Genomic DNA, 18,408 nt, shown 5'->3' with positions numbered 1-18,408 from the left:
TCGCTGACGCATGAACTGCTTGTCCCATGTCAGGATCGTGCTCGTCGGAACCACGCATCCCGGCAACATTGGCGCGACGGCACGCGCCATGAAAAACATGGGACTGCGCGATCTGGCCTTGGTCTCGCCCAAAGTTTTTCCCAGCGGAGAAGCTACCGCCCGGGCGTCCGGGGCCGATGACATACTGGCCGGCGCGCGGCTTTGCCATCACCTACAGGAAGCCATAGGCGATTGCGCCTTGGTGGTCGGAGCCAGTGCACGGCTACGCACGATTTCTTGGCCTCAGCTCGATCCGCGGGAATGCGCGCAACTGGTCAGCGCGAGCAACGCAAAGACAGCCATTTTGTTCGGACGGGAACATTCTGGGCTCACCAACGAGGAATTGGAACGATGTCATTATTTGCTCCACATTCCCTGCAATCCCGAGTTCAGCTCGCTGAATGTCGCGGCTGCCGTTCAGATCGTAGCCTACGAGCTGTTTTTGGCCGCTCGGGAACAAGCATCTGCCGACTTTGCCGCTCCGGCGTTGGCGACAGCCGAAGAAATGGAGTCTTTTTACGGACACCTGGAGCGCACTTTGCACGACCTTCGGTTTCTCCACGAGAGGAAAGCGGGGCCTTCGGTCATGCGCAGGCTCAGGCGCATCTTTAACCGTTCTAAGCTGGAGAAAAAGGAAATCCATCTTTTACGCGGCATATTGACGGCCGTTCAAATGCGAATACGACCTCAGACCTGATCGTTTATGTGGCAACGATTAAAAGAAGAATTCAGCTGCATTTTCGAGCGCGATCCGGCAGCGCAATCCTATTTCGAAATTTTTACGACCTATCCGGGTGTGCACGCGATTTTGGCGCACCGATTTAGCCATCGTTTGTGGAACTTGGGGTTCAAGTGGCCGGCGCGGTTTATTTCAACCCTGGCCCGTTGGTGGACGGGCATCGAAATCCATCCTGCCGCACGAATCGGGAGGCGTTTCTTTATCGACCACGGCATGGGGGTCGTCATCGGCGAAACGGCGGTGATCGGTGATGATTGCACGCTGTACCACGGCGTGACATTAGGGGGAACATCCTGGAAAAAGGGAAAACGTCATCCGACGCTGGGAAATGGGGTCGTGGTCGGCGCCGGAGCCAAGATACTGGGTCCCATTACGGTAGCCGACGGCGCCCGTATCGGCTCCAATTCTGTCGTACTGAAGAATGTCCCGCCCGGCGCTACGGTCGTCGGAATTCCAGGCCATGTGGTGAGCGCCGATCGCCAGGCTCACGAAGCGCGGCGGCAGGCTATCGCCAGCAAACTGCGTTTCGACGCCTACGGTTTGACGCCCGACATGCCCGATCCGGTGGCTCACGCTATCAACCATATGCTCGATCACATACAGGCGCTGGACGAGCAAATCGAAGCGTTAAAGCGAGCGCTGAAACAGCAAGGAATCAACGTCTCGGAAGAACCATTACCCGAATTGGAGCATTGCGAGTTGAAAACAGGTGAGGAAAAGTAAAGAGAAAGCACCTGTTCCAGCCGCGAATCACGCCGTCGCGGAAGCTATCTTTCCAGCACTTCGAAAATCTTGTTTGCCCAGCCGACGCTGTCCAGATGAATCCGGCCGACTTGACCCAAGTCGAGATGTTCGAAATGCACCGCGTCCAGTTGCCAGCGTTCATAGTTGATCGCGCAGTCGAGGGCCTCTCCCGCGAGCCCTGTGTGAAACACCAGCGCTTCTTTGACCTCGCCTGCTAAAGGCAGGCTCGAAACCGCTTCGTCCAAAGGGATCTCGAGCAATTGATCGATAGTTGACATGAGACCAACAAGGAAGAACTGGTCGCTGTTCGGCAACCTCCGGGTAGCCGCGAGCGATTCGCACATTTTCGCTCGAATCAGTGCGATCTTGATGATTTCGCTTGATTGATCGGGAAAGCTCGCCAGGCTGATCAGAGATGCCCAACGCTGGATTTCGCGGATACCGAGGTAAGTAATCGCATATTTCAGAGAGTCGATCTTTTTCGGTAGCGCATAAAATGCTGAGTTGATGTAGCGGAGAAGCTTGTAGCTGAGTCCCACGTCTGTGGAAATCGTGCGCGTCAGTTCCGGGATAGAGATATTCGGCTGATTGATCTTGGCCAGAAGCTGCAAGACCGCATGTTGGCTCGTTTCCAGCCGTCTTCCCCGCAGGATGTTGGGCCGGCTGAAAAAAAATCCTTGAAAATACTCGCAGCCGAGTGCGCGATATTCCTGATATTGCTCCTGTGTTTCCACCTTTTCTGCCAGAAATCGAATCGGCAGCTTCTTTAGCCGCTGTATCATCGATCTGGCAGCGTCCACCGTGATTTTTTGAATGTCGAGCTTGATGAAATGCGCGAATTCGATCAGAGGGAGCCAACGTTCGTCTAAATCGAAATCGTCGAGCGCAATCTTGTAACCTTGCGTAACCAAATTTTGCAGGGCCTTAATCAAAGCATCATCGATATGGACGTCTTCCAACACCTCGATGACTGTCTTTTCTTTCGGCAGCAGCAAGGCGGTCTCGGAGAGTAGGTTTTCCCGAGTCAAATTGATGAAAGCGAGTTGCGTCCCGACAATCTGATCCAAACCATATTCGAGCAGGCTATCTACAATGACTTGGTTGCTGGCGGCCGTCGGCCCGAATGCTTCCACCGTGTTGCCGTTTATGTCGCGGAACAGTAATTCATAAGCAAAAACGCGCAAATCGCGGTCGAAAATTTGTTGTCGTCCGATGAGAAAATCGTTTCTCATGATAATCCAGTCTTTTATCCGAGATTCCGGGAGGTGCGATCTACCCGATCATTGAACCGCGAACACTAGTCTTTTCGCCGGCGTTGGATAGGTGTAGGGAAACAAGGACTGCCTGGCAAAGACCAGCATGTCCTATAGACCAAGAGTGGATACCTTGAACGGCATTTGGAGGTTTTTTGCCAGTACAGCTCGAAACCAGCCTTTAGCTCCTGACCGAGCAAAAGAATAGTTCAACTTCCGAAAAATAGGTATATATAGTGCCAAGCAGAACCTTGATATCCAGACGGAGTACTCATGTCTGACTCAACTATCGACTTTGACAGTGATGTACTTAAGCGCAGCCACACCATCCCGGTTCTGGTCGATTTCTGGGCCCCTTGGTGTGCGCCCTGCCGTGCTTTAGGTCCGATCTTGGAACGCCTTGCCGGAAAACATTCGGAGCGTTTCACCCTGGTCAAGATTAACACGGAGGAATTGCCGGAAATCGCCGCACGCTATGGGATTCGAAGCATCCCGAATGTCAAGCTTTTCGTCGATGGCCAAGTGATCGACGAGTTTACTGGTGCATTGCCGGAATCCATGATCGAGGAGTGGCTGAACCGCGTCCTGCCGAGTCCGCTTAGAGCAAAGATCAGGCAGGCGGAGAACGAGATATTGGCCGGCCACTCCGATAAAGCTGCCGCGCTTTTGGAAGAGGTACTTGCTGCCGAGCCGGGCAATGCCGCGGCAGCTGTCATGCTGGCTCGCCTGCTACTCTCATCCGACCATAAGAGAGCCGCGGCGATGGTTGCTGGGATTGGCCCCGATTCGGATGTTTATCCGCTGGCCGAAAGTATTCGTACTTTTTCCCGGTTGTTCGAGTATACCGAGCAGCCGGAAACCCTGCCCGACGCTCCCGTCAAGACAGCCTATCTCTCCGCGATTAAGCACTTGAAGAGTGCCGATTTCGAGCGGGCCCTGTCAGGCTTCATCGACGTGGTGAGAAAGGCTAGGCACTACGACGACGACGGTGCACGGAAAGCTTGTCTCGCCGTTTTCGCATTCCTTGGCGACGATCACGATCTCACGCGGGAGTACCGCGGGCGGCTCGCCAGCGCCTTATATGTCTGACGGGCCAACGCTCATTTGTGAATTTTAACCCGGAAATATTCCGGTTTGGCGTCATCCACCAAATCGACGCTTGCGGAAAAAGAGCGGACCTCGCCCCGTTCTAGCATATCCAGATTCGGCGTGCCGTCCTCATGAAATCCTATCTTCGACAAGCCCACCTGAACGCCGACCCGGTCGAAGAAAAGGATGTCAACCGCCGGGTGGACCAGCGACAGACCCGAATTCTCCATGACGATCTTATACTCGTAATGCTTATCGGAGCCCTTGCCCGCTACAGTGAAAACAATGTTTTTCACATAGTCCATTTCGAGGTTGATTACTTTATCTAACTCCAGCTTGGCCAAATTCGGCAAGCGCGAAGCCGTTAACGAGGCAATCTCGGCCCGTAGTCTTTCAACTTCGGGTCTAAGCGCTTTGAGTTCCTGGGCCTGTTTCTTCTCCAAGACTGTCAATTCCAGCTTTTCCTGTTCGGTCAGTGCCAACTGGATAAACAGGATTAGAAGCATCACCGCTTCGACGATCGATACGATGGACAAGAAAAAAATCAGCTTGGTGCGGGAAGAACTCCGATATTTGTATTTTCCTTGGTGCCAATAAGACTTGGACTTCTCCGTCACGTGGGCAGAGTCTCTGTTTGATAGCTGGTACATTTTTTCCTCCCCAGGCGATGCTCCTATCAACGATCTCAGCAAGCTTGTCGAGATCTCGCACGTCCCTCTAGCACTTTCCTTAACGGCACAAAACCGTCTTTATTCCGTTGTTAGCTTCGGACAGCGGCTCTCATCCCTCCTTTGAAAACTCCTGCTAAAGTTTGTGGAAAGAATGTGCCGAACGAACGTGAAGAAATCCGGGGCAAAATTATCCACAACTCCGTCACAGGCGTACACTGTTTTTGACACAGCTTTGTGTATCGTATAAAGCTTTGTTTTAAAATGAAAGATCAAAGAAATAGACAAGTTTTGCCGGAGCTTGTAATCAATTGGGAAAATTTCTGAATCGTTAAAATTTGGCAATGTGAACACTAGCATGTCCTTTCCGTGTTCATAGCTAAGCTTCGGCAGCCACAAAAAAAGACACGGTTGACTTTTTCGTTTGAAGCCAGCCGATCTCTAACAAAGGCGTCACGCAGTAAGAATCGATAAAGGGGGGAGAGATGAGCGCATTTAGTGTTTTCGTATTGTTTCTCTTGGTGCTGTCCATCGTTCTGGTTGTACTGAGTGTCAAGTTCGTTCCCCAAGGTTGGGAATACACGGTGCAGCGATTCGGAAAATACACGGCGACGCTTAAGCCCGGACTCAATGTCATCGTACCGATCGTCGATCAAATCGGCGCACGGATTAATATGATGGAGCAAGTCCTGGACGTACCATCGCAGGAGGTCATCACCAAGGACAATGCCATGATCACAGTGGATGGCGTTGTGTTCTTCCAGGTTGTGAATGCAGCTAAAGCAGCCTACGAAGTAAGCGATTTGAACCTCGCCATCATGCAGCTCACGATGACGAACATCCGTACCGTCATGGGGTCTATGGATCTCGACGAACTGTTGTCGAAGCGGGACGAAATTAACGCTCGCTTGCTCTCGGTGGTTGACGATGCGACCACGCCCTGGGGTGTCAAAGTAACGCGTATCGAGATCAAAGACATTACCCCTCCGCAGGATCTGGTAGACGCCATGGCGCGTCAGATGAAAGCGGAACGAGACAAGCGCGCGGCCGTGCTCGAGGCGGAAGGTCTCAAACAAGCAGCCATACTGCGCGCCGACGGCGAAAAACAAGCCGCCATTCTGGAAGCCGAAGGTCGAAAGGAGGCTGCATTCCGGGAGGCGGAAGCCCGCGAGCGCCTTGCCCAGGCGGAGGCACGAGCCACTTTGATGGTATCTGAAGCCATCGGCAAAGGCGACGTTCAGGCCATCAATTACTTCGTCGCTCAAAAATACGTCGAAGCCCTACAAAATCTGGCGGCCGCGGAAAACAACAAGATTATTCTCATGCCATTGGAGGCCTCCAGCGTGATCGGGGCTTTGAGCGGCATCGGCGAAATCACTAAAGAAGCGTTTTCGAAGAAGGCAAGCTAAATGGCATTCGAGGTCGTTTTTTGGCACTGGTGGGCGCTCGGTGTCTTCCTTCTCATCGTCGAACTCCTTGCTCCGGGGATATTCTTTTTGTGGATGGCCGAATCGGCTTTCGTGGTCGGTGTGGTCAAGCTGATCGTGCCTGCGCTGGCGTGGGAGTATCAGCTGATACTGTTCTCAGTGCTGTCGGTCGTCAGTATCGCGGTGTTCCGGCTATTTCTGAAAAGGCATCCGATCGAGACTGACCAACCTTTGCTGAATCAACGGGCTGCCCAATACGTAGGACGGCTTTTTACGCTCGAGCACCCAATCGTCAACGGTCAGGGTCGGATCCGTGTGGATGATTCCATCTGGAAGGTGCAAGGGGAGGACTGCGAACCGGGCAGCAAGATTAGGGTAGTGGCTGCGGACGGCGTAATTCTGAAGGTGGAAAAAGCGGAGTAGACGCGGTTTTCAAATTCGAAACGCTTTGACGCGCCGCCGCAACCGATCGATGTCGGATGACTCCGCTTGCCGTCCGTAGCGGATCTTGAGGAAGAGCGCGGTAATCGCGGCGATGGCTTCCTCAGCCTCGGAATGTTCAGACGCGGCGCGCAGGGCGAAGTCCCGGGGTCCTTCACCCGGCCGCTTGATCACACCGCGTTTCGCCAATTTCCCGAGAAAACGACTGTATGCCTTGAGAGCGGGATCGATTGTTGCCGGTTTTTGGCGAGGCCTGAGCCAAAGTCCGAGTAATGCGGCGAGAAAAACCAAGAGTGCCGCCAACCAGGTGATCAACCCTCGCCAGTCAACGATGCCAAGTGCTTCCCAGAACCGCTTTTGATATTCCGGGTTGTAGCTTAGTACCCATTGGTTCCACGCGTGATCGATACTGCTCCAAACAAGGCGGACCCGAAGGTACCAGTCTTGGAACCTCAGAGCAGGATCGGACATAGCTCGTTCGACGGCATCAAGACCGCCTTGGGAGTCCGCCCACTGTCGGTCCAAATCCATACCCTGCTCGATTCGGTACGGAGCCACCGCGGCAGTCGGATCGATACGAGTCCAGCCTTTCCCAGGTAACCACGCTTCGGCCCAAGCATGGGCGTCGGCTTGCCGCACCTCCAGGAAATGGCCTACTGGGTTCCACTGCCCTCCCTGATACCCGGTCACCACCCTGGCCGGAATTCCCGCGGCGCGCATGAGGTAAACGAACGCCGTGGCGTAATGCTCACAGAAGCCTCTGCGGGTCTCGAAAAGGAACGTATCCACGGGTTTGTCCGAAATCGGTGGCGGATTGAGTGTGTATACAAAAGGCTCCTCTCGGAAATGAAGCAGCGCCTTGTTCACGATGTCGTGCGGAGCAGACGAGGACCTGCGCCAGCGCTCGACTAGTCGGACAATGCGTTTCGACGGCTTATCCGGTAATTGTAGGCCTAGCTTGCGTTCGGCCGGGCTAAGTTCGCCGGTTCGGTAGTTCGGATATGACGTGATCGTGAATTGCCGGCGCTCGCCGATTGTTTGCGGTGCTAATAGCAGATAGTCGCGCGTTAGGGAGAGGTTAGGAGGAAACGTTGCGGGTAGGTCCAAGGCGAACACCCAACGGTTTTGATGCGGCTCCAGAGTGATCGTGTAACGGTAAGCCGTTCCGACGAATTGCGGCGGTCGAATATCGTTTCGCCCCTGTTTGGGCAGCAGGGTCCAGCGTTTTCCGTCGGTATGCCAGAATACCGGCCCCCGCCAATAGCGATCCTCGGGTGGCGGAATGGGGCCGTCGAAATCGACGCGAAAGGCGGGCTCCCTCGATAAGGCGAGACGGCTCACGCTACCCGGCTCGATGATGTCGCTGAGGCCGGTTTTCGCCACGTTCGGATCATCCGGAAGAGCCCATAAAGGCCCCGCGATACGCGGGAAAAATATGAACAGAACCACCATGATCGGCGACGCTTGTGCCACCAACAGCGCCGCCATTTTCAACTGAGCTTTGAGAGACAGAACGGAGCCGGCGTTTAATCCGATCAGCACTGAGATGAGCAAACCGACGGCAGCCAGGGTATAGATCGCCAAGACGACGCTCTGGGAAAACAGGTACTGGGTTAAGGCCACAAAGAACGCGAGATAGACCACTAGGTAGACATCGCGTCGGGTCCGCATTTCCAGCAACTTGAGTCCGAGGCCGACGAGAAATAGGCTGGATCCGGCCTCGCGTCCGTAAAAACGATGGTAATCGACGTAAACCAAGGCCGCTCCGCCGACGGTCAGCAGAAAGAGTAGGAGGCGGCCGGGCTGCAAGCTGGGCCGATACTGGGAAGCGCATCGCCAAGCCGCCATCAAAGAAAAGTAAAGGACGATTCCCAGGCCCAAATTGAGGAGATGCGGCGCTGCTACGAAGAATACGCTGAACAAGAGCAGGTTCTGCTGCGTACGGTTCGGCCTGAACGATGGCGTGCTAATCTTCATGAGCCGAAAAGAGCCAGCGCCTCGAGACATTTTCGGCAGTGCGACGCCCCATGACCCGCCGGTATGGCGATTCCCGGAAGATCGAGCGAGTAGCGCATTCGCGCCTGTTCCGCATCCAGCACCCAACGGCAAAGCCGACTGAGGCGCGCTTCCGTATCCGTTCCTTCGGTGGCCGACCAGCTTAAACGCAGCGTCTCGGTTTCTCCCCCTGAATATTGCTTGATAAGCGGATCGAGCCCTTTCGCCAGGCTTTTCCAATGAATACGCTTGAGCGGATCACCTGCGTGATAAGCCCGAAATCCTTGGAAGTCGTCGGAAGCACTGCCCGCGGAGGCATCGACCCGTGCGCCGGAGAAGCGCGGGAAGGGCAGCCGCTCCCGAGAGGGTCTCGGGTAAACCAAAATCCTGTATTTCAGATTGATCGGTGACCAGGCATAGAAGATTCCTAACGGAAACAAGGTGCTGATGGTTACGGTTTCGAGTTCGAGCCACCCGCGCTTTTCAGCTCGGACACGAAGAGGCGCCAAAACGGTGTTTTTGGGCGGTATGTCCAACCGTATCGGAGTCGCATTTCCGATTCTCACGTCGACCCCATAGCGCGGCAAAGCATCGGGGTTGCTCAACCGGAGCTCGAAAAGTGCCTGATCGCCGGCGAATACCGGACTGGCATTGCCTCGGGTCACAATCAGTCCGGATAAATTTCGATAGCTATATAGCATCGACGAAATCGCCGCAGCAGCGAGCAGGAAGGTGAGGATGAATGCCAGGTTGCTGCCGTAATTGATGGCAGCGAGCCATTGGATGACGAGCAGCAGCGCAAGGCCGAAACCGGATCGACTGGGAACAATGAAAATGCGCCGATGACGCAAGGTGATGGGTGCGTCCGTGGCTTTCTCGCCGCGGAAAAAGCGGTGCGGGCTTAAGCGTTCACGGAGCGTGAACGTTGCCATCTTCATACTGCCGGCACTTGTTCCAGCATCGGCGAGACAACGGCATCCGGACCAGCTCCGCCGTTTGATATAGGACGCAGCCGGTGCGCGCAAACCGGACCCAAAACCGCCTGTACGTCCTCGGGCAGGACCGCGTCGCGGCCTTCGATGAAAGCCCAGGCGCGGGCGGCGTTCAGGAGGGCGAGACCCGCACGCGGTGACAAGCCGTATTCGTAATGGCCCGATTCGCGGCTGAACCGAATCAGTGCCTGAAGATAATCCAACAAGGGGTCGGAGACATGAACGGTTTTGACCATGCCCTGTAAGGTAAGCAACTCGTCGGCAGGCAGACAAACTGGAATTTGTTCAAGCAGAATGGCGCGCTCCACACCCTTCAACAAGGCGCGCTCGGAACGGCTGTCCGGATAACCCAGGCTTATTCGCATCAGGAAACGATCTAACTGGGATTCGGGCAAAGGAAAGGTTCCGATTTGGCACACGGGGTTTTGAGTGGCGATGACGAAAAACGGTTCCGGTAGCGAACGGGTTTGGCCCTCGACCGTAACTTGGTGCTCTTCCATTGCCTCGAGCAGGGCGCTCTGCGCCTTCGGCGTGGCACGGTTAATTTCGTCCGCGAGAATCATCTGATGGAAAATCGGGCCAGGTTGAAAAAGAAACGTATGGCTCTTTCCGTCGAAAATCGAGGAGCCGACGATATCGGCCGGCAACAGATCGCTAGTAAATTGGATGCGCTGATAGTCGAGGCCCAACAGATTGGCGAGCGTGTGTGCTAATGTCGTTTTGCCGACCCCGGGGACATCCTCGATCAGCAAATGCCCTCGTGCTAGCAGGCAGCAAACCGCAAGACGGATTTGGCGCGGTTTGCCGAGGATAATGGTATTAGCGGTCTGGAAGAGTCGGTTTAGAGCGTTGCGCATGTGGAACCTGAGAAATCGTCTTCGGAACGAAGTATAGCTTTGTCGCAAAGCGTGGGGCGGCTGACCTCACCCTGGTCTTTGTTTGTAGTGTGAAAACGCCGGAATCGGTTTTGATCCTCAAATCGGGTATCTTTTTATGAGCTAGAAGTGATGCCCTACGGTTTTTAACGTGTTTCAAGGAGCGCCGCTCTCGACACAGTCGTTAACGACAGCGAGACGCTCATCGAGCGATTAAAGCCGGACCCCGGGCTCTCCGAGCCGGTCTACAAACAGCCGCTAAATCGTATTTCTGCGATGATTCAGTCCGGGGAAATTGCTGATGGGTACCGCTTGCCGTCGGAGCGTGCTCTGGCGGAAGCGCCCAATATCAGCTGCACCACGGTGCGGCGCTGCTACGACGAACTACGCGCACAGAACCGCATCAGCACGCACGGCGTCTCGGGGTGAAGCTTAAGCCGCCTCCGGGAATTAGTCCCAAGATGGGCCGGCTGAAAGGCCTTACCGAAGAGATGCGTGAATTGGGCATGCGCCCTTCGACCCGCGTACTGGAACGGGCTATCGTGCAAGATCGTATCGTGTCTTCGATTTTCGGCCGTCCCTCGACGGCGAGTTTCTAAAACTAATGCGTTTGCGCCTGGGCGATGACATCCTTCTGTCGCGGGAATGTGCCCGGTACGATCTTACCCTCACGCCCGAACGGGCCGACTGAGATCTCTCCGGCTCGGTTTACGCGTTTTTGCAGGAGCAGTACGGCGTGTTGCTGACGTATGTCGAGCAAACCATAGAAGCGGTAATGAGCAGCGATGTGGAGGAGGAAGCGTTCGGGTTTCCCGAGCCTCGGTCTTGCCTGCTTTTGAAGCGCAAGACTGATTCCACGAATGGGCCCATGGCAGAGTAGGTAGAGAGGACATTCAGAGGCGACGCCTACGCTTATCGGGTAATACTGCAATTGTAAGGCCGTGATTCGACCAAGGTAACTCGCCCCGTTACACCGTCTACTTTGGTATTTGAATGGTTTGAATGAAATCCTCCACCTCGGTGGCACGGGGCAACGCACGTAACACGCCCATTCTCGACGCTACCCAGGCACCGCAGGCGTTCGCCCATCGAAGTGCATCGGTTAGCGTCATCCAGAACGCGAGGGCTGCCAAAAGTCCGGCGCTGAAAGCATCGACCGGCGTAATAGGGTAAGCGGGTTGACACAGGGGTGGCTCGTTCCGCGACACGGCACCGCAGCCTTCTGCGCCAAGTGTCGCCACCATCAATTCACCTGTCCAACCTTATCGCGCAATCCATTCCGATAGAAGTGACGACCAGAGTTGCGGGCTTCGCGCCGTGCCGGAATCTAGCCCCAACAAAAGGGCGGCTTCAGACCTGTTGACCATGAGGATATCCGTGACCTTCGACAAAGCCAAGTCTGGGAAGCGCCAGGGTGAAGGATTCAACACCGTGTGCGCCCCTTGCTGATGCGCATACCGAAATGAGGCCAATATAGGCTTTTCATTGATTTCGAACCCGGCATAAACCCAGTCCTCGCGTCCCAGAGATTCAAGCGCCCCGCTCAAGTGTTCTGCGCGCAACAACACGTTGGCGCCCGGATAAGCGGCCCGGAAATTTTCGTCGTTCGGTGCGATGAAGCCTATTCCGAAGCCGGAGCGATCGCCTAGTCTCACAACATGGCGGTCATCTATGCCTTCCTCACATAGAAACCGCAACAACTATCCCCCGCCGTGTCAGCCCCAACTCTCAGCGCCAGAGCGACCGGTACCTCAAGCCGATGTATTCCTATCGCAAATAGGTTTGACAACTAACGACAGTTGACCGCGGCACCTTTCTCCTTCCTGTGCTTTTAAGGAGAACAGCACATGATCAGGCGAACAAAAAACAACGGTTTGGCATCCTCGGCATTCGGGCGATCTTCGTCTCTCATTGCGAATCGAAACGATAGTAGGAGAAATGGTTTTGCCCACGGACAAAATTCTGGGCGCAACTGCGGATTCGCAAGGAAATTTTCCGTGATTAACAGGCACGATTTTGGAATGGAAACCTTGGCGATTCCGCTCCGCGCTCAGATGTTGCAGGTGAAGAGTTTCAGCACTCATGGAGTGGTGGCCAACTTGCGCTCCAACCTTCGGCCAGCCGGGGATGGGTTGACGGAATCCGCCAAAGACGAGGCCGATTCCTCCGATCCATTAGCAGTGACAATTCCGGTGTTCTCGCATCCTCTGGATTCTTAGGGATCAGAACGGTTTGTACATCGTGAGGTGAAACGCCGACGGGAAATTTACGCGCCGCACGGTTGGAGGCTGACCGAGATTTTTTGAAAGGGAGCTCGATCTAATGCGTAAGCTCCGGAGGAAAAAATATGGAAGGTTTCAAATTTAAAAACTTTTGGCGATCTGTCATCACCGTGGCCGCAGTGGGACTGCTGGGGTTGTGCGCAGCCTGCGCCTCCTCGTCTTCTTCATCCAAGAAGAGTGCCACAGTGCCGATCGAGTTACGTATCGTAGCGACCGAATTTAAGTACGAGCCGAATGTGCTCGAGGTGCCGGCGGGCGTTCCCGTGAGTTTGCTTATCGACAACTCCAGAGCAGCAACGGAGCACGGCTTGACCCTTGTCGAGTTCGGGGTGCGCTTGGAGGTAAGGGCGGGTGAAGTGGCCCGAAAAACGGTCGTCTTCGACCGTTCTGGCGAATATGAATTCATTTGTGATCTTCCCGGCCACAAGGAAGCGGGCATGAAGGGTAAGCTGTTGGTCAAGGGGTGAGATTCTTGCGCCTGATGAGCAGCTACGCTGAGGGTAGTGCCGATCCCAATTCAAGGGTTATGGCGCGTGCTCAATAGCGCTGCAAGGGATTGCTGCCATCGATGGCCCTTCCATTTCGTCAAGCGGCCGGATTTTGTGGCCTTTCCCGTGTTTCGGCCGGCCCTAAACGATGTTCGATGATGGAGACCTCGATGAAGAGAAACATGGCTTTCTCGCATTACTGTTTGGCGGGTCTGTTACTTCTGGGCTTGTCCTCGTGCGCAAAGCTTCCTTCCGGCTCGTCAGGGCAACAATCGGGCGGGGCTAAGGCTGTGGCACTGCCCGTCGGCCTTATGCGCCTGCCGCAGCCGCAAGTCGCTCCGCCTGTGAATCGCGACAACCCCGCGATAGTGTCCGTCGAATTGGAAACGAAGGTGGTCACCGCCTTGATGGCTGACGGTGTTGGCTACACCTACTGGACCTACAATGGCACCGTACCAGGACCGATGATTCGGGTACGGCAGGGCGATACCGTAGAGCTGACGCTGAAGAATTCTCTGGATAGCCCTGTAAGCCACAGTATCGACTCGCACGGCGTGACGGGACCTGGTGGAGGTGGCAAGCTCACTCAAACCCTGCCGGGCGGCACCAGCGTATTCCGGTTCAAGGCCCTGAATCCGGGCGTCTACATTTACCATTGCGCGACGCCAATGATCCCCCATCACATCAGTCACGGCCTGTATGGCCTTATGGTGGTCGAGCCGCCAAAAGGCTGGCCCAAGGTGGACCGTGAGTTTTACATCATGCAAGGCGATTTCTACCTTAGCGGCGATCCGACCCAGCCCGGAATGCACGAAGCCGTCGTTGACAAGATGTTGAAGGAAGAACCCGATTATGTGGTTTTCAACGGCAGTGTCGGCGCTTTGAGCGAAGAGAATGCACTGAGGGCCAACGTAGGCGAAACGGTGCGCGTCTTTTTCGGTGTCGGGGGACCGAATACGACTTCCAGCGTCCATCTCATCGGCGAGATTTTCGACCGGGTGTATCCGGAAGGAGCATCGGAACCGCTTAGCAACGTGCAATCCCATCTGGTTCCGGCGGGCGCTGCCGCTATCTTCGAGGTCAAGCTGGACGTACCCGGCACTTACATTCTGGTCGACCACAGCCTCGCGCGGCTGCATAAAGGAGCGGCGGCGTTCCTGACAGTGGAAGGACCAGAGAACCCGGCAGTGTTCCAATCAGTGGTCAACACCAGTCCGAGCATCAGCGGCGGACATTCATCATACAGCCATTGCGTCGGGATGCCAGGATTAAGGAGTGGACGGTTTTCGGGAGAGAACGACGAATACCATGTAATTGACGCTGTATGCCGATTATGCACTACGGGTACTGATCCTACCACCATCTGGCAAAGGTGGTTCAGCAACTCGCTACTGCGGGCTATATCGAAAGTTTCCGTGGCAAGCGCGGCGAATAACGCTGGGGCAAACTCCGGAAAGGATCAATCTCGGTAAAGTCTTGCGCCGCATGGAGCCGTGCTTCTTCATCGCGGAATGTTTTGAATTTCGGAAAAGCCCATGCCGAATCATGCCCGCATGCCAACTGAAAAAAGCGCTCTTCGAAGCGGCTTCGGCGTTTCAGGATGTTCTCGATCGGTATACCTTGGCCGATCTACTCAAGAGCCACGTCTCACTGAGTGAATTGCTCAGCAATAGAGGCGGTTCGTCCGTCAGCGGCGCCGGGCCATAAGGTCCGGCTGTTCTGCCAAGCGTTTCCGGGATCTATGCTTGGAGGGAGCCGGGCGTTGGTATCTCTTCCAACGGTGCTGAACATGTTTTTCTGGGTAACGAACGGCAATGTGTCCTGCCGCCCGGATACGGGTTTGTTCAGAGACGGTGGAGCGTCGCTTGATTCAAATCGATAACGTCTCATCCTGAATGCGTTCATTGCTGGCGCTTTGTAAGGGTTGCTTAGTCTTGCGTCGAGACAAGACAAGATAGGAAGTGTTTCGGCTTAAACGGAATGCCAATTTTGGCATCCGATGTAGTAAGCTATGCGCGCACTTTAGGGAAGTGCAGGACCAGTCTATCTGCTTGAATTTTCGACGCTCATGCATTTTTCCACCGAATTCGACGTCATCGTGGTCGGTGGCGGACACGCCGGTACGGAGGCGGCGTTGGCGGCCGCCCGAACCGGCTCCAAGACGCTGCTGCTCACCCAGAACATCGAGACCCTCGGCCAGATGAGCTGCAATCCCGCTATCGGGGGAATCGGCAAAGGACATTTGGTGAAGGAGATCGATGCTCTCGGCGGCCTGATGGCCCGTGCGGCGGATCGCGCCGGGATCCAGTTCCGTGTGCTGAATGCCAGCAAAGGTCCGGCGGTGCGGGCAACTCGCGCCCAAGCGGACCGCGTGCTTTACAAACAGGCCGTGCGGCGAGCGCTGGAAACCCAGCCCAACCTGACCTTGTTTCAGCAAACGGTCTCTGACTTGATCGTGGAAAACCACCGCGCAGCTGGCGTCGTCACGCAGATCGGGCTTAAGTTCAAGGCGCGCGCCGTGGTTCTCACGGTTGGCACCTTTCTTGGCGGCCGGATTCACATCGGTCTTGAAAACTATGAAGGCGGCCGGGCGGGCGATCCGCCCTCGAACGCTTTGGCGGCGCGTTTGCGGGACCTGCCATTTCGGGTCGGTCGGCTGAAGACCGGTACGCCGCCGCGCATCGACGGGCGAAGCATTGATTACACAGTTATGCAGGAGCAGCGCGGCGACGAGCCCGTGCCGGTGTTTTCGTTTCTCGGCAGGCGCGAGGAGCACCCCCGCCAAGTGTCCTGCTTCATTACTCGTACCAACGAAAGGACGCACGATATCATCCGTTCCAGCCTCGACCGCTCGCCGATGTACGCCGGCGTCATTGAAGGTGTCGGACCGCGCTATTGTCCGTCCATCGAGGACAAGATTGTGCGGTTTGCGGAAAGGGATTCGCACCAGATTTTCGTCGAACCGGAAGGACTCGACACCCACGAAATTTATCCGAACGGTATATCGACCAGTTTGCCGTTTGACGTGCAGTACGAGCTGGTGAGGTCTATTCGCGGTTTCGAAAACGCCCATATCACGCGTCCGGGCTATGCCATCGAATACGATTTCTTCGATCCGCGCGATTTGAAGTCCTCGCTCGAAACCAAGTACATCGAGAATTTGTTCTTCGCCGGACAGATCAACGGCACGACGGGGTACGAGGAAGCCGCCGCGCAAGGCTTGATCGCCGGGCTCAACGCCGCGCGCAAGGCGAAGGAATTGGAACCTTGGTCGCCCACCCGCGACGAGGCTTATATCGGGGTGTTAATCGACGATCTCATCACCCGCGGCACCAGCGAACCCTATCGCATGTTCACCAGCCGAGCGGAGTACCGTTTGCTGCTCCGAGAGGACAACGCCGATCTGCGTCTGACCGCCAAAGGCCGTGAACTGGGATTGGTAGACGATGAGCGCTGGCGTGCATTCGAAACGAAGCAGCAGGCGATTGCCGAGATTCAGACGGGTCTGGCGAAGCATTATGTCAGACCGAATACGGCGGAAGCGGAAGCCATAAGCCCATTCCTGAGCGCGCCATTGGCGCACGACTCCACCTTACTCGAGCTGCTGCGGCGCCCGGAGATTCGCATCGAGCATCTCAAGGCGCTATTCGCCCGCTTGGCCGAGGAAGAAAACGAGCAAGTGCTCGACCAAGTCGAAATTCAAGCGAAGTACCAAGGCTACATCGATCGCCAGCAGGCGGAGATCGAACGCTCGCGCCGTTACGATCATTGGCGTTTGCCGGAGGATCTCGATTATCAGAACGTGGTTGGGCTGTCCAACGAGGTCCGGGAAAAGCTTAAGCTGCAACGTCCGGAGACTATCGGACAGGCGGCCCGAATTCCGGGCGTTACGCCGGCCGCGATTTCGTTGTTGTTGGTCCACCTCAAGAAGAAAAGCGCCTGAACGAAGTGGATGACCTTGGCATACGGCTTTCCGAAGGAATCAGCGCGTTAGACATACCGTCCACGCAGGAGCAGCAACGAAAACTTTTGGCCTTTTTGCGCCTAATTGACAAATGGAATCGGGTGTACAACTTGACGGCTATCCGCGACCTTCGGACCGGAGTGGACTTGCATCTACTTGACTCCCTTACGGTTTGGCCGTATCTCCGGGGTGAGCGGATTATCGACGTCGGAACCGGTGCCGGTCTGCCGGGGATTCCCTTGGCCATCATGAGCGGAAGTCGACATTTCGTTCTTTTGGACAGCAATGCGAAGAAAACCCGGTTCGTACAGCAGGCGGTGATCGAATTGGGCTTGCCCAACGTGGAGGTGATCACCACGCGGGTGGAAGATTACCGTCCGGAACGCGCCTTCGATACGGTAGTCACTAGGGCTTATGCGAGCCTTGCCGACATATTGGCCAAAACGAGAAGATTGTTGATTCCTCGGGGTGTGATATTGGCGCAGAAAGGCCAGTTGCCGGAAAAGGAAGTCCAGTCTGTAAAGCACTGCACGGTTAGGACGCACAAGTTGACGATTCCGGGCCTGGACGTTGAACGTCATTTGGTCGAAATAGCTATCGGTTGAGGAAACCATGGGCAAGATTATCGCGGTAGCCAACCAAAAAGGGGGGGTGGGAAAAACGACCACCAGCATCAACCTGGCTGCATCTTTGGCGGCGATCAAGCATCGCGTTTTACTAGTAGATCTGGATCCGCAAGGCAATACGACGATGGGATTGGGCGTGGACAAGAAAGGTCTCAAGGTCTCGTCGTACGACGTCCTCATCCGACAGGCAACAGTGCGTGAAGCGATCACGTCGCTGACCGAGCTTGGAATCGATTTGCTCCCGGGGAATGCCGATCTTACCGCCGCGCAGGTGGAGCTGATGAAGCAGCCGAACAAAGAACGCGCGCTTGCCGAGGCGCTCAAGAGCTGTCGCGGGGAATACCAGTTCATCCTCATCGACTGCCCCCCGTCGCTTAACGTACTGACGCTCAACGCCCTGGTCGCCGCCGACAGCGTGTTGATCCCGATGCAGTGCGAGTATTACGCCTTGGAAGGACTTTCGGATCTCATGGACACACTTGGAAATATCCGCGACTCGGTCAATCCCGACCTCCGCATCGAGGGGCTGCTTCGAACCATGTACGATCCCCGCAGCCGATTGGCCAACGATGTGTCCGCGCAATTGATCGCGCATTTCAGCGATAACGTCTTCCGTACTATCATCCCCCGCAATATCCGGCTAGCCGAAGCTCCGAGCCACGGTTTGCCCGTTATGAAGTACGACAAGTCCTCACGGGGAGCGATAGCCTATCTAGCCTTGGCCGGAGAAATCGTCCGGCGCAATCAAAAATCGCCGAAAATCCCTTCAATCCTCCAATAAATTCG

20 protein-coding genes are annotated in these 18,408 nt (G+C 55.5%); 13 read left to right on the top strand and 7 right to left on the bottom strand.

Annotated features, from left to right (window positions below):
* Positions 1-10 precede the first annotated feature (10 nt).
* The gene (locus tag QEN43_RS12675) at positions 11-736 is read left to right on the top strand and encodes an RNA methyltransferase (protein WP_026611160.1); all 726 of its coding nucleotides are present in this window, start codon (positions 11-13) and stop codon (positions 734-736) included.
* Positions 737-742: 6 nt separating this feature from the next.
* Complete coding sequence (gene cysE, locus QEN43_RS12670) at positions 743-1,501, top strand: serine O-acetyltransferase (protein WP_026611161.1); 759 nt, start codon at positions 743-745, stop codon at positions 1,499-1,501.
* 44 nt (positions 1,502-1,545) lie between these two features.
* On the opposite strand, the gene QEN43_RS12665 is transcribed toward cysE, so the two are convergent.
* Positions 1,546-2,754 (bottom strand): EAL and HDOD domain-containing protein, encoded by a 1,209-nt coding sequence (locus QEN43_RS12665; protein WP_026611162.1) that lies wholly within the window; start codon positions 2,752-2,754, stop codon positions 1,546-1,548.
* Between the two features lie 294 nt (positions 2,755-3,048).
* Between QEN43_RS12665 and QEN43_RS12660 the strand changes: the two genes are divergently transcribed.
* Positions 3,049-3,864 (top strand): tetratricopeptide repeat protein, encoded by an 816-nt coding sequence (locus QEN43_RS12660; RefSeq protein ID WP_026611163.1) that lies wholly within the window; start codon positions 3,049-3,051, stop codon positions 3,862-3,864.
* A gap of 11 nt (positions 3,865-3,875) precedes the next feature.
* Here QEN43_RS12660 and QEN43_RS12655 read toward each other — a convergent pair whose 3' ends face one another.
* Complete coding sequence (locus QEN43_RS12655) at positions 3,876-4,514, bottom strand: hypothetical protein (RefSeq protein WP_317963279.1); 639 nt, start codon at positions 4,512-4,514, stop codon at positions 3,876-3,878.
* A gap of 503 nt (positions 4,515-5,017) precedes the next feature.
* Here QEN43_RS12655 and QEN43_RS12650 point away from each other — a divergent pair.
* Both QEN43_RS12650 and QEN43_RS12645 read left to right on the top strand, forming a co-directional pair.
* Positions 5,018-5,941 (top strand): SPFH domain-containing protein, encoded by a 924-nt coding sequence (locus tag QEN43_RS12650; RefSeq protein ID WP_026611166.1) that lies wholly within the window; start codon positions 5,018-5,020, stop codon positions 5,939-5,941.
* A complete protein-coding gene (locus tag QEN43_RS12645) occupies positions 5,942-6,382 on the top strand; it encodes an NfeD family protein (protein ID WP_026611167.1) in 441 nt (146 codons plus the stop codon).
* 9 nt (positions 6,383-6,391) lie between these two features.
* On the opposite strand, the gene QEN43_RS12640 is transcribed toward QEN43_RS12645, so the two are convergent.
* The 3 genes from QEN43_RS12640 to QEN43_RS12630 are packed head-to-tail and all read right to left on the bottom strand — an operon-like array spanning position 6,392 to position 10,244.
* Positions 6,392-8,377, bottom strand: coding sequence for a transglutaminase TgpA family protein (locus tag QEN43_RS12640; RefSeq protein ID WP_051331873.1), 1,986 nt, complete (start codon positions 8,375-8,377; stop codon positions 6,392-6,394).
* Positions 8,374-9,333, bottom strand: coding sequence for a DUF58 domain-containing protein (locus QEN43_RS12635; RefSeq protein WP_026611169.1), 960 nt, complete (start codon positions 9,331-9,333; stop codon positions 8,374-8,376). The genes QEN43_RS12640 and QEN43_RS12635 overlap by 4 nt, the downstream gene beginning before the upstream one ends.
* Positions 9,330-10,244, bottom strand: a complete 915-nt coding sequence (locus QEN43_RS12630; RefSeq protein ID WP_026611170.1) for an AAA family ATPase — start codon at positions 10,242-10,244, stop codon at positions 9,330-9,332. Before QEN43_RS12630 ends, QEN43_RS12635 begins: the two co-directional genes overlap by 4 nt.
* A gap of 294 nt (positions 10,245-10,538) precedes the next feature.
* Between QEN43_RS12630 and QEN43_RS12625 the strand changes: the two genes are divergently transcribed.
* Both QEN43_RS12625 and QEN43_RS12620 read left to right on the top strand, forming a co-directional pair.
* The gene (locus QEN43_RS12625; protein ID WP_202901160.1) at positions 10,539-10,691 is read left to right on the top strand and encodes a GntR family transcriptional regulator; all 153 of its coding nucleotides are present in this window, start codon (positions 10,539-10,541) and stop codon (positions 10,689-10,691) included.
* A gap of 307 nt (positions 10,692-10,998) precedes the next feature.
* Entirely contained in the window at positions 10,999-11,142 is a 144-nt protein-coding gene (locus QEN43_RS12620) for a hypothetical protein (RefSeq protein ID WP_202901161.1), read from the top strand.
* Between the two features lie 97 nt (positions 11,143-11,239).
* Here QEN43_RS12620 and QEN43_RS12615 read toward each other — a convergent pair whose 3' ends face one another.
* Both QEN43_RS12615 and QEN43_RS12610 read right to left on the bottom strand, forming a co-directional pair.
* Entirely contained in the window at positions 11,240-11,506 is a 267-nt protein-coding gene (locus tag QEN43_RS12615; RefSeq protein WP_051331874.1) for a PfkB family carbohydrate kinase, read from the bottom strand.
* Positions 11,507-11,524: 18 nt separating this feature from the next.
* Complete coding sequence (locus tag QEN43_RS12610; RefSeq protein ID WP_051331875.1) at positions 11,525-11,917, bottom strand: carbohydrate kinase family protein; 393 nt, start codon at positions 11,915-11,917, stop codon at positions 11,525-11,527.
* Positions 11,918-12,609: 692 nt separating this feature from the next.
* Here QEN43_RS12610 and QEN43_RS12605 point away from each other — a divergent pair.
* From QEN43_RS12605 to QEN43_RS12585, 6 genes are all read left to right on the top strand, one after another.
* Complete coding sequence (locus QEN43_RS12605) at positions 12,610-13,011, top strand: cupredoxin domain-containing protein (protein ID WP_026611172.1); 402 nt, start codon at positions 12,610-12,612, stop codon at positions 13,009-13,011.
* 191 nt (positions 13,012-13,202) lie between these two features.
* Positions 13,203-14,504 (top strand): copper-containing nitrite reductase, encoded by a 1,302-nt coding sequence (gene nirK / locus QEN43_RS12600; RefSeq protein WP_235726657.1) that lies wholly within the window; start codon positions 13,203-13,205, stop codon positions 14,502-14,504.
* A 13-nt stretch (positions 14,505-14,517) separates the two neighbouring features.
* The gene (locus QEN43_RS21795; protein WP_051331876.1) at positions 14,518-14,739 is read left to right on the top strand and encodes an Rrf2 family transcriptional regulator; all 222 of its coding nucleotides are present in this window, start codon (positions 14,518-14,520) and stop codon (positions 14,737-14,739) included.
* A gap of 361 nt (positions 14,740-15,100) precedes the next feature.
* Positions 15,101-16,975, top strand: coding sequence for a tRNA uridine-5-carboxymethylaminomethyl(34) synthesis enzyme MnmG (gene mnmG / locus QEN43_RS12595; protein ID WP_026611173.1), 1,875 nt, complete (start codon positions 15,101-15,103; stop codon positions 16,973-16,975).
* Between the two features lie 5 nt (positions 16,976-16,980).
* The gene (gene rsmG, locus QEN43_RS12590) at positions 16,981-17,601 is read left to right on the top strand and encodes a 16S rRNA (guanine(527)-N(7))-methyltransferase RsmG (protein WP_026611174.1); all 621 of its coding nucleotides are present in this window, start codon (positions 16,981-16,983) and stop codon (positions 17,599-17,601) included.
* Between the two features lie 7 nt (positions 17,602-17,608).
* Positions 17,609-18,403 (top strand): ParA family protein, encoded by a 795-nt coding sequence (locus QEN43_RS12585; RefSeq protein ID WP_026611175.1) that lies wholly within the window; start codon positions 17,609-17,611, stop codon positions 18,401-18,403.
* Positions 18,404-18,408: the final 5 nt, after the last annotated feature.

Source organism: Methylocaldum szegediense (genome assembly GCF_949769195.1).
Classification (GTDB): domain Bacteria; phylum Pseudomonadota; class Gammaproteobacteria; order Methylococcales; family Methylococcaceae; genus Methylocaldum; species Methylocaldum szegediense.
Note: the sequence above shows the minus strand (reverse complement) of the source record. Positions and strands in the feature narration are given on the sequence as shown.

Excerpts from the sequence above, each read along its gene's own strand:
- QEN43_RS12675 (WP_026611160.1), top strand. The coding sequence starts at position 11 with ATGAACTGCTTGTCCCATGTCAGGATCGTGCTCGTCGGAACCACGCAT.
- cysE (WP_026611161.1), top strand. The coding sequence starts at position 743 with ATGTGGCAACGATTAAAAGAAGAATTCAGCTGCATTTTCGAGCGCGAT.
- QEN43_RS12630 (WP_026611170.1), bottom strand. The coding sequence starts at position 10,244 with ATGCGCAACGCTCTAAACCGACTCTTCCAGACCGCTAATACCATTATC.
- QEN43_RS12655 (WP_317963279.1), bottom strand. The coding sequence starts at position 4,514 with ATGTACCAGCTATCAAACAGAGACTCTGCCCACGTGACGGAGAAGTCC.
- QEN43_RS12625 (WP_202901160.1), top strand. The coding sequence starts at position 10,539 with ATGATTCAGTCCGGGGAAATTGCTGATGGGTACCGCTTGCCGTCGGAG.
- QEN43_RS12650 (WP_026611166.1), top strand. The coding sequence starts at position 5,018 with ATGAGCGCATTTAGTGTTTTCGTATTGTTTCTCTTGGTGCTGTCCATC.
- QEN43_RS21795 (WP_051331876.1), top strand. The coding sequence starts at position 14,518 with ATGGAGCCGTGCTTCTTCATCGCGGAATGTTTTGAATTTCGGAAAAGC.
- QEN43_RS12640 (WP_051331873.1), bottom strand. The coding sequence starts at position 8,377 with ATGAAGATTAGCACGCCATCGTTCAGGCCGAACCGTACGCAGCAGAAC.
- QEN43_RS12665 (WP_026611162.1), bottom strand. The coding sequence starts at position 2,754 with ATGAGAAACGATTTTCTCATCGGACGACAACAAATTTTCGACCGCGAT.
- QEN43_RS12645 (WP_026611167.1), top strand. The coding sequence starts at position 5,942 with ATGGCATTCGAGGTCGTTTTTTGGCACTGGTGGGCGCTCGGTGTCTTC.
- QEN43_RS12660 (WP_026611163.1), top strand. The coding sequence starts at position 3,049 with ATGTCTGACTCAACTATCGACTTTGACAGTGATGTACTTAAGCGCAGC.
- nirK (WP_235726657.1), top strand. The coding sequence starts at position 13,203 with ATGAAGAGAAACATGGCTTTCTCGCATTACTGTTTGGCGGGTCTGTTA.
- QEN43_RS12615 (WP_051331874.1), bottom strand. The coding sequence starts at position 11,506 with ATGGTGGCGACACTTGGCGCAGAAGGCTGCGGTGCCGTGTCGCGGAAC.
- QEN43_RS12605 (WP_026611172.1), top strand. The coding sequence starts at position 12,610 with ATGGAAGGTTTCAAATTTAAAAACTTTTGGCGATCTGTCATCACCGTG.
- QEN43_RS12585 (WP_026611175.1), top strand. The coding sequence starts at position 17,609 with ATGGGCAAGATTATCGCGGTAGCCAACCAAAAAGGGGGGGTGGGAAAA.
- mnmG (WP_026611173.1), top strand. The coding sequence starts at position 15,101 with ATGCATTTTTCCACCGAATTCGACGTCATCGTGGTCGGTGGCGGACAC.
- QEN43_RS12635 (WP_026611169.1), bottom strand. The coding sequence starts at position 9,333 with ATGAAGATGGCAACGTTCACGCTCCGTGAACGCTTAAGCCCGCACCGC.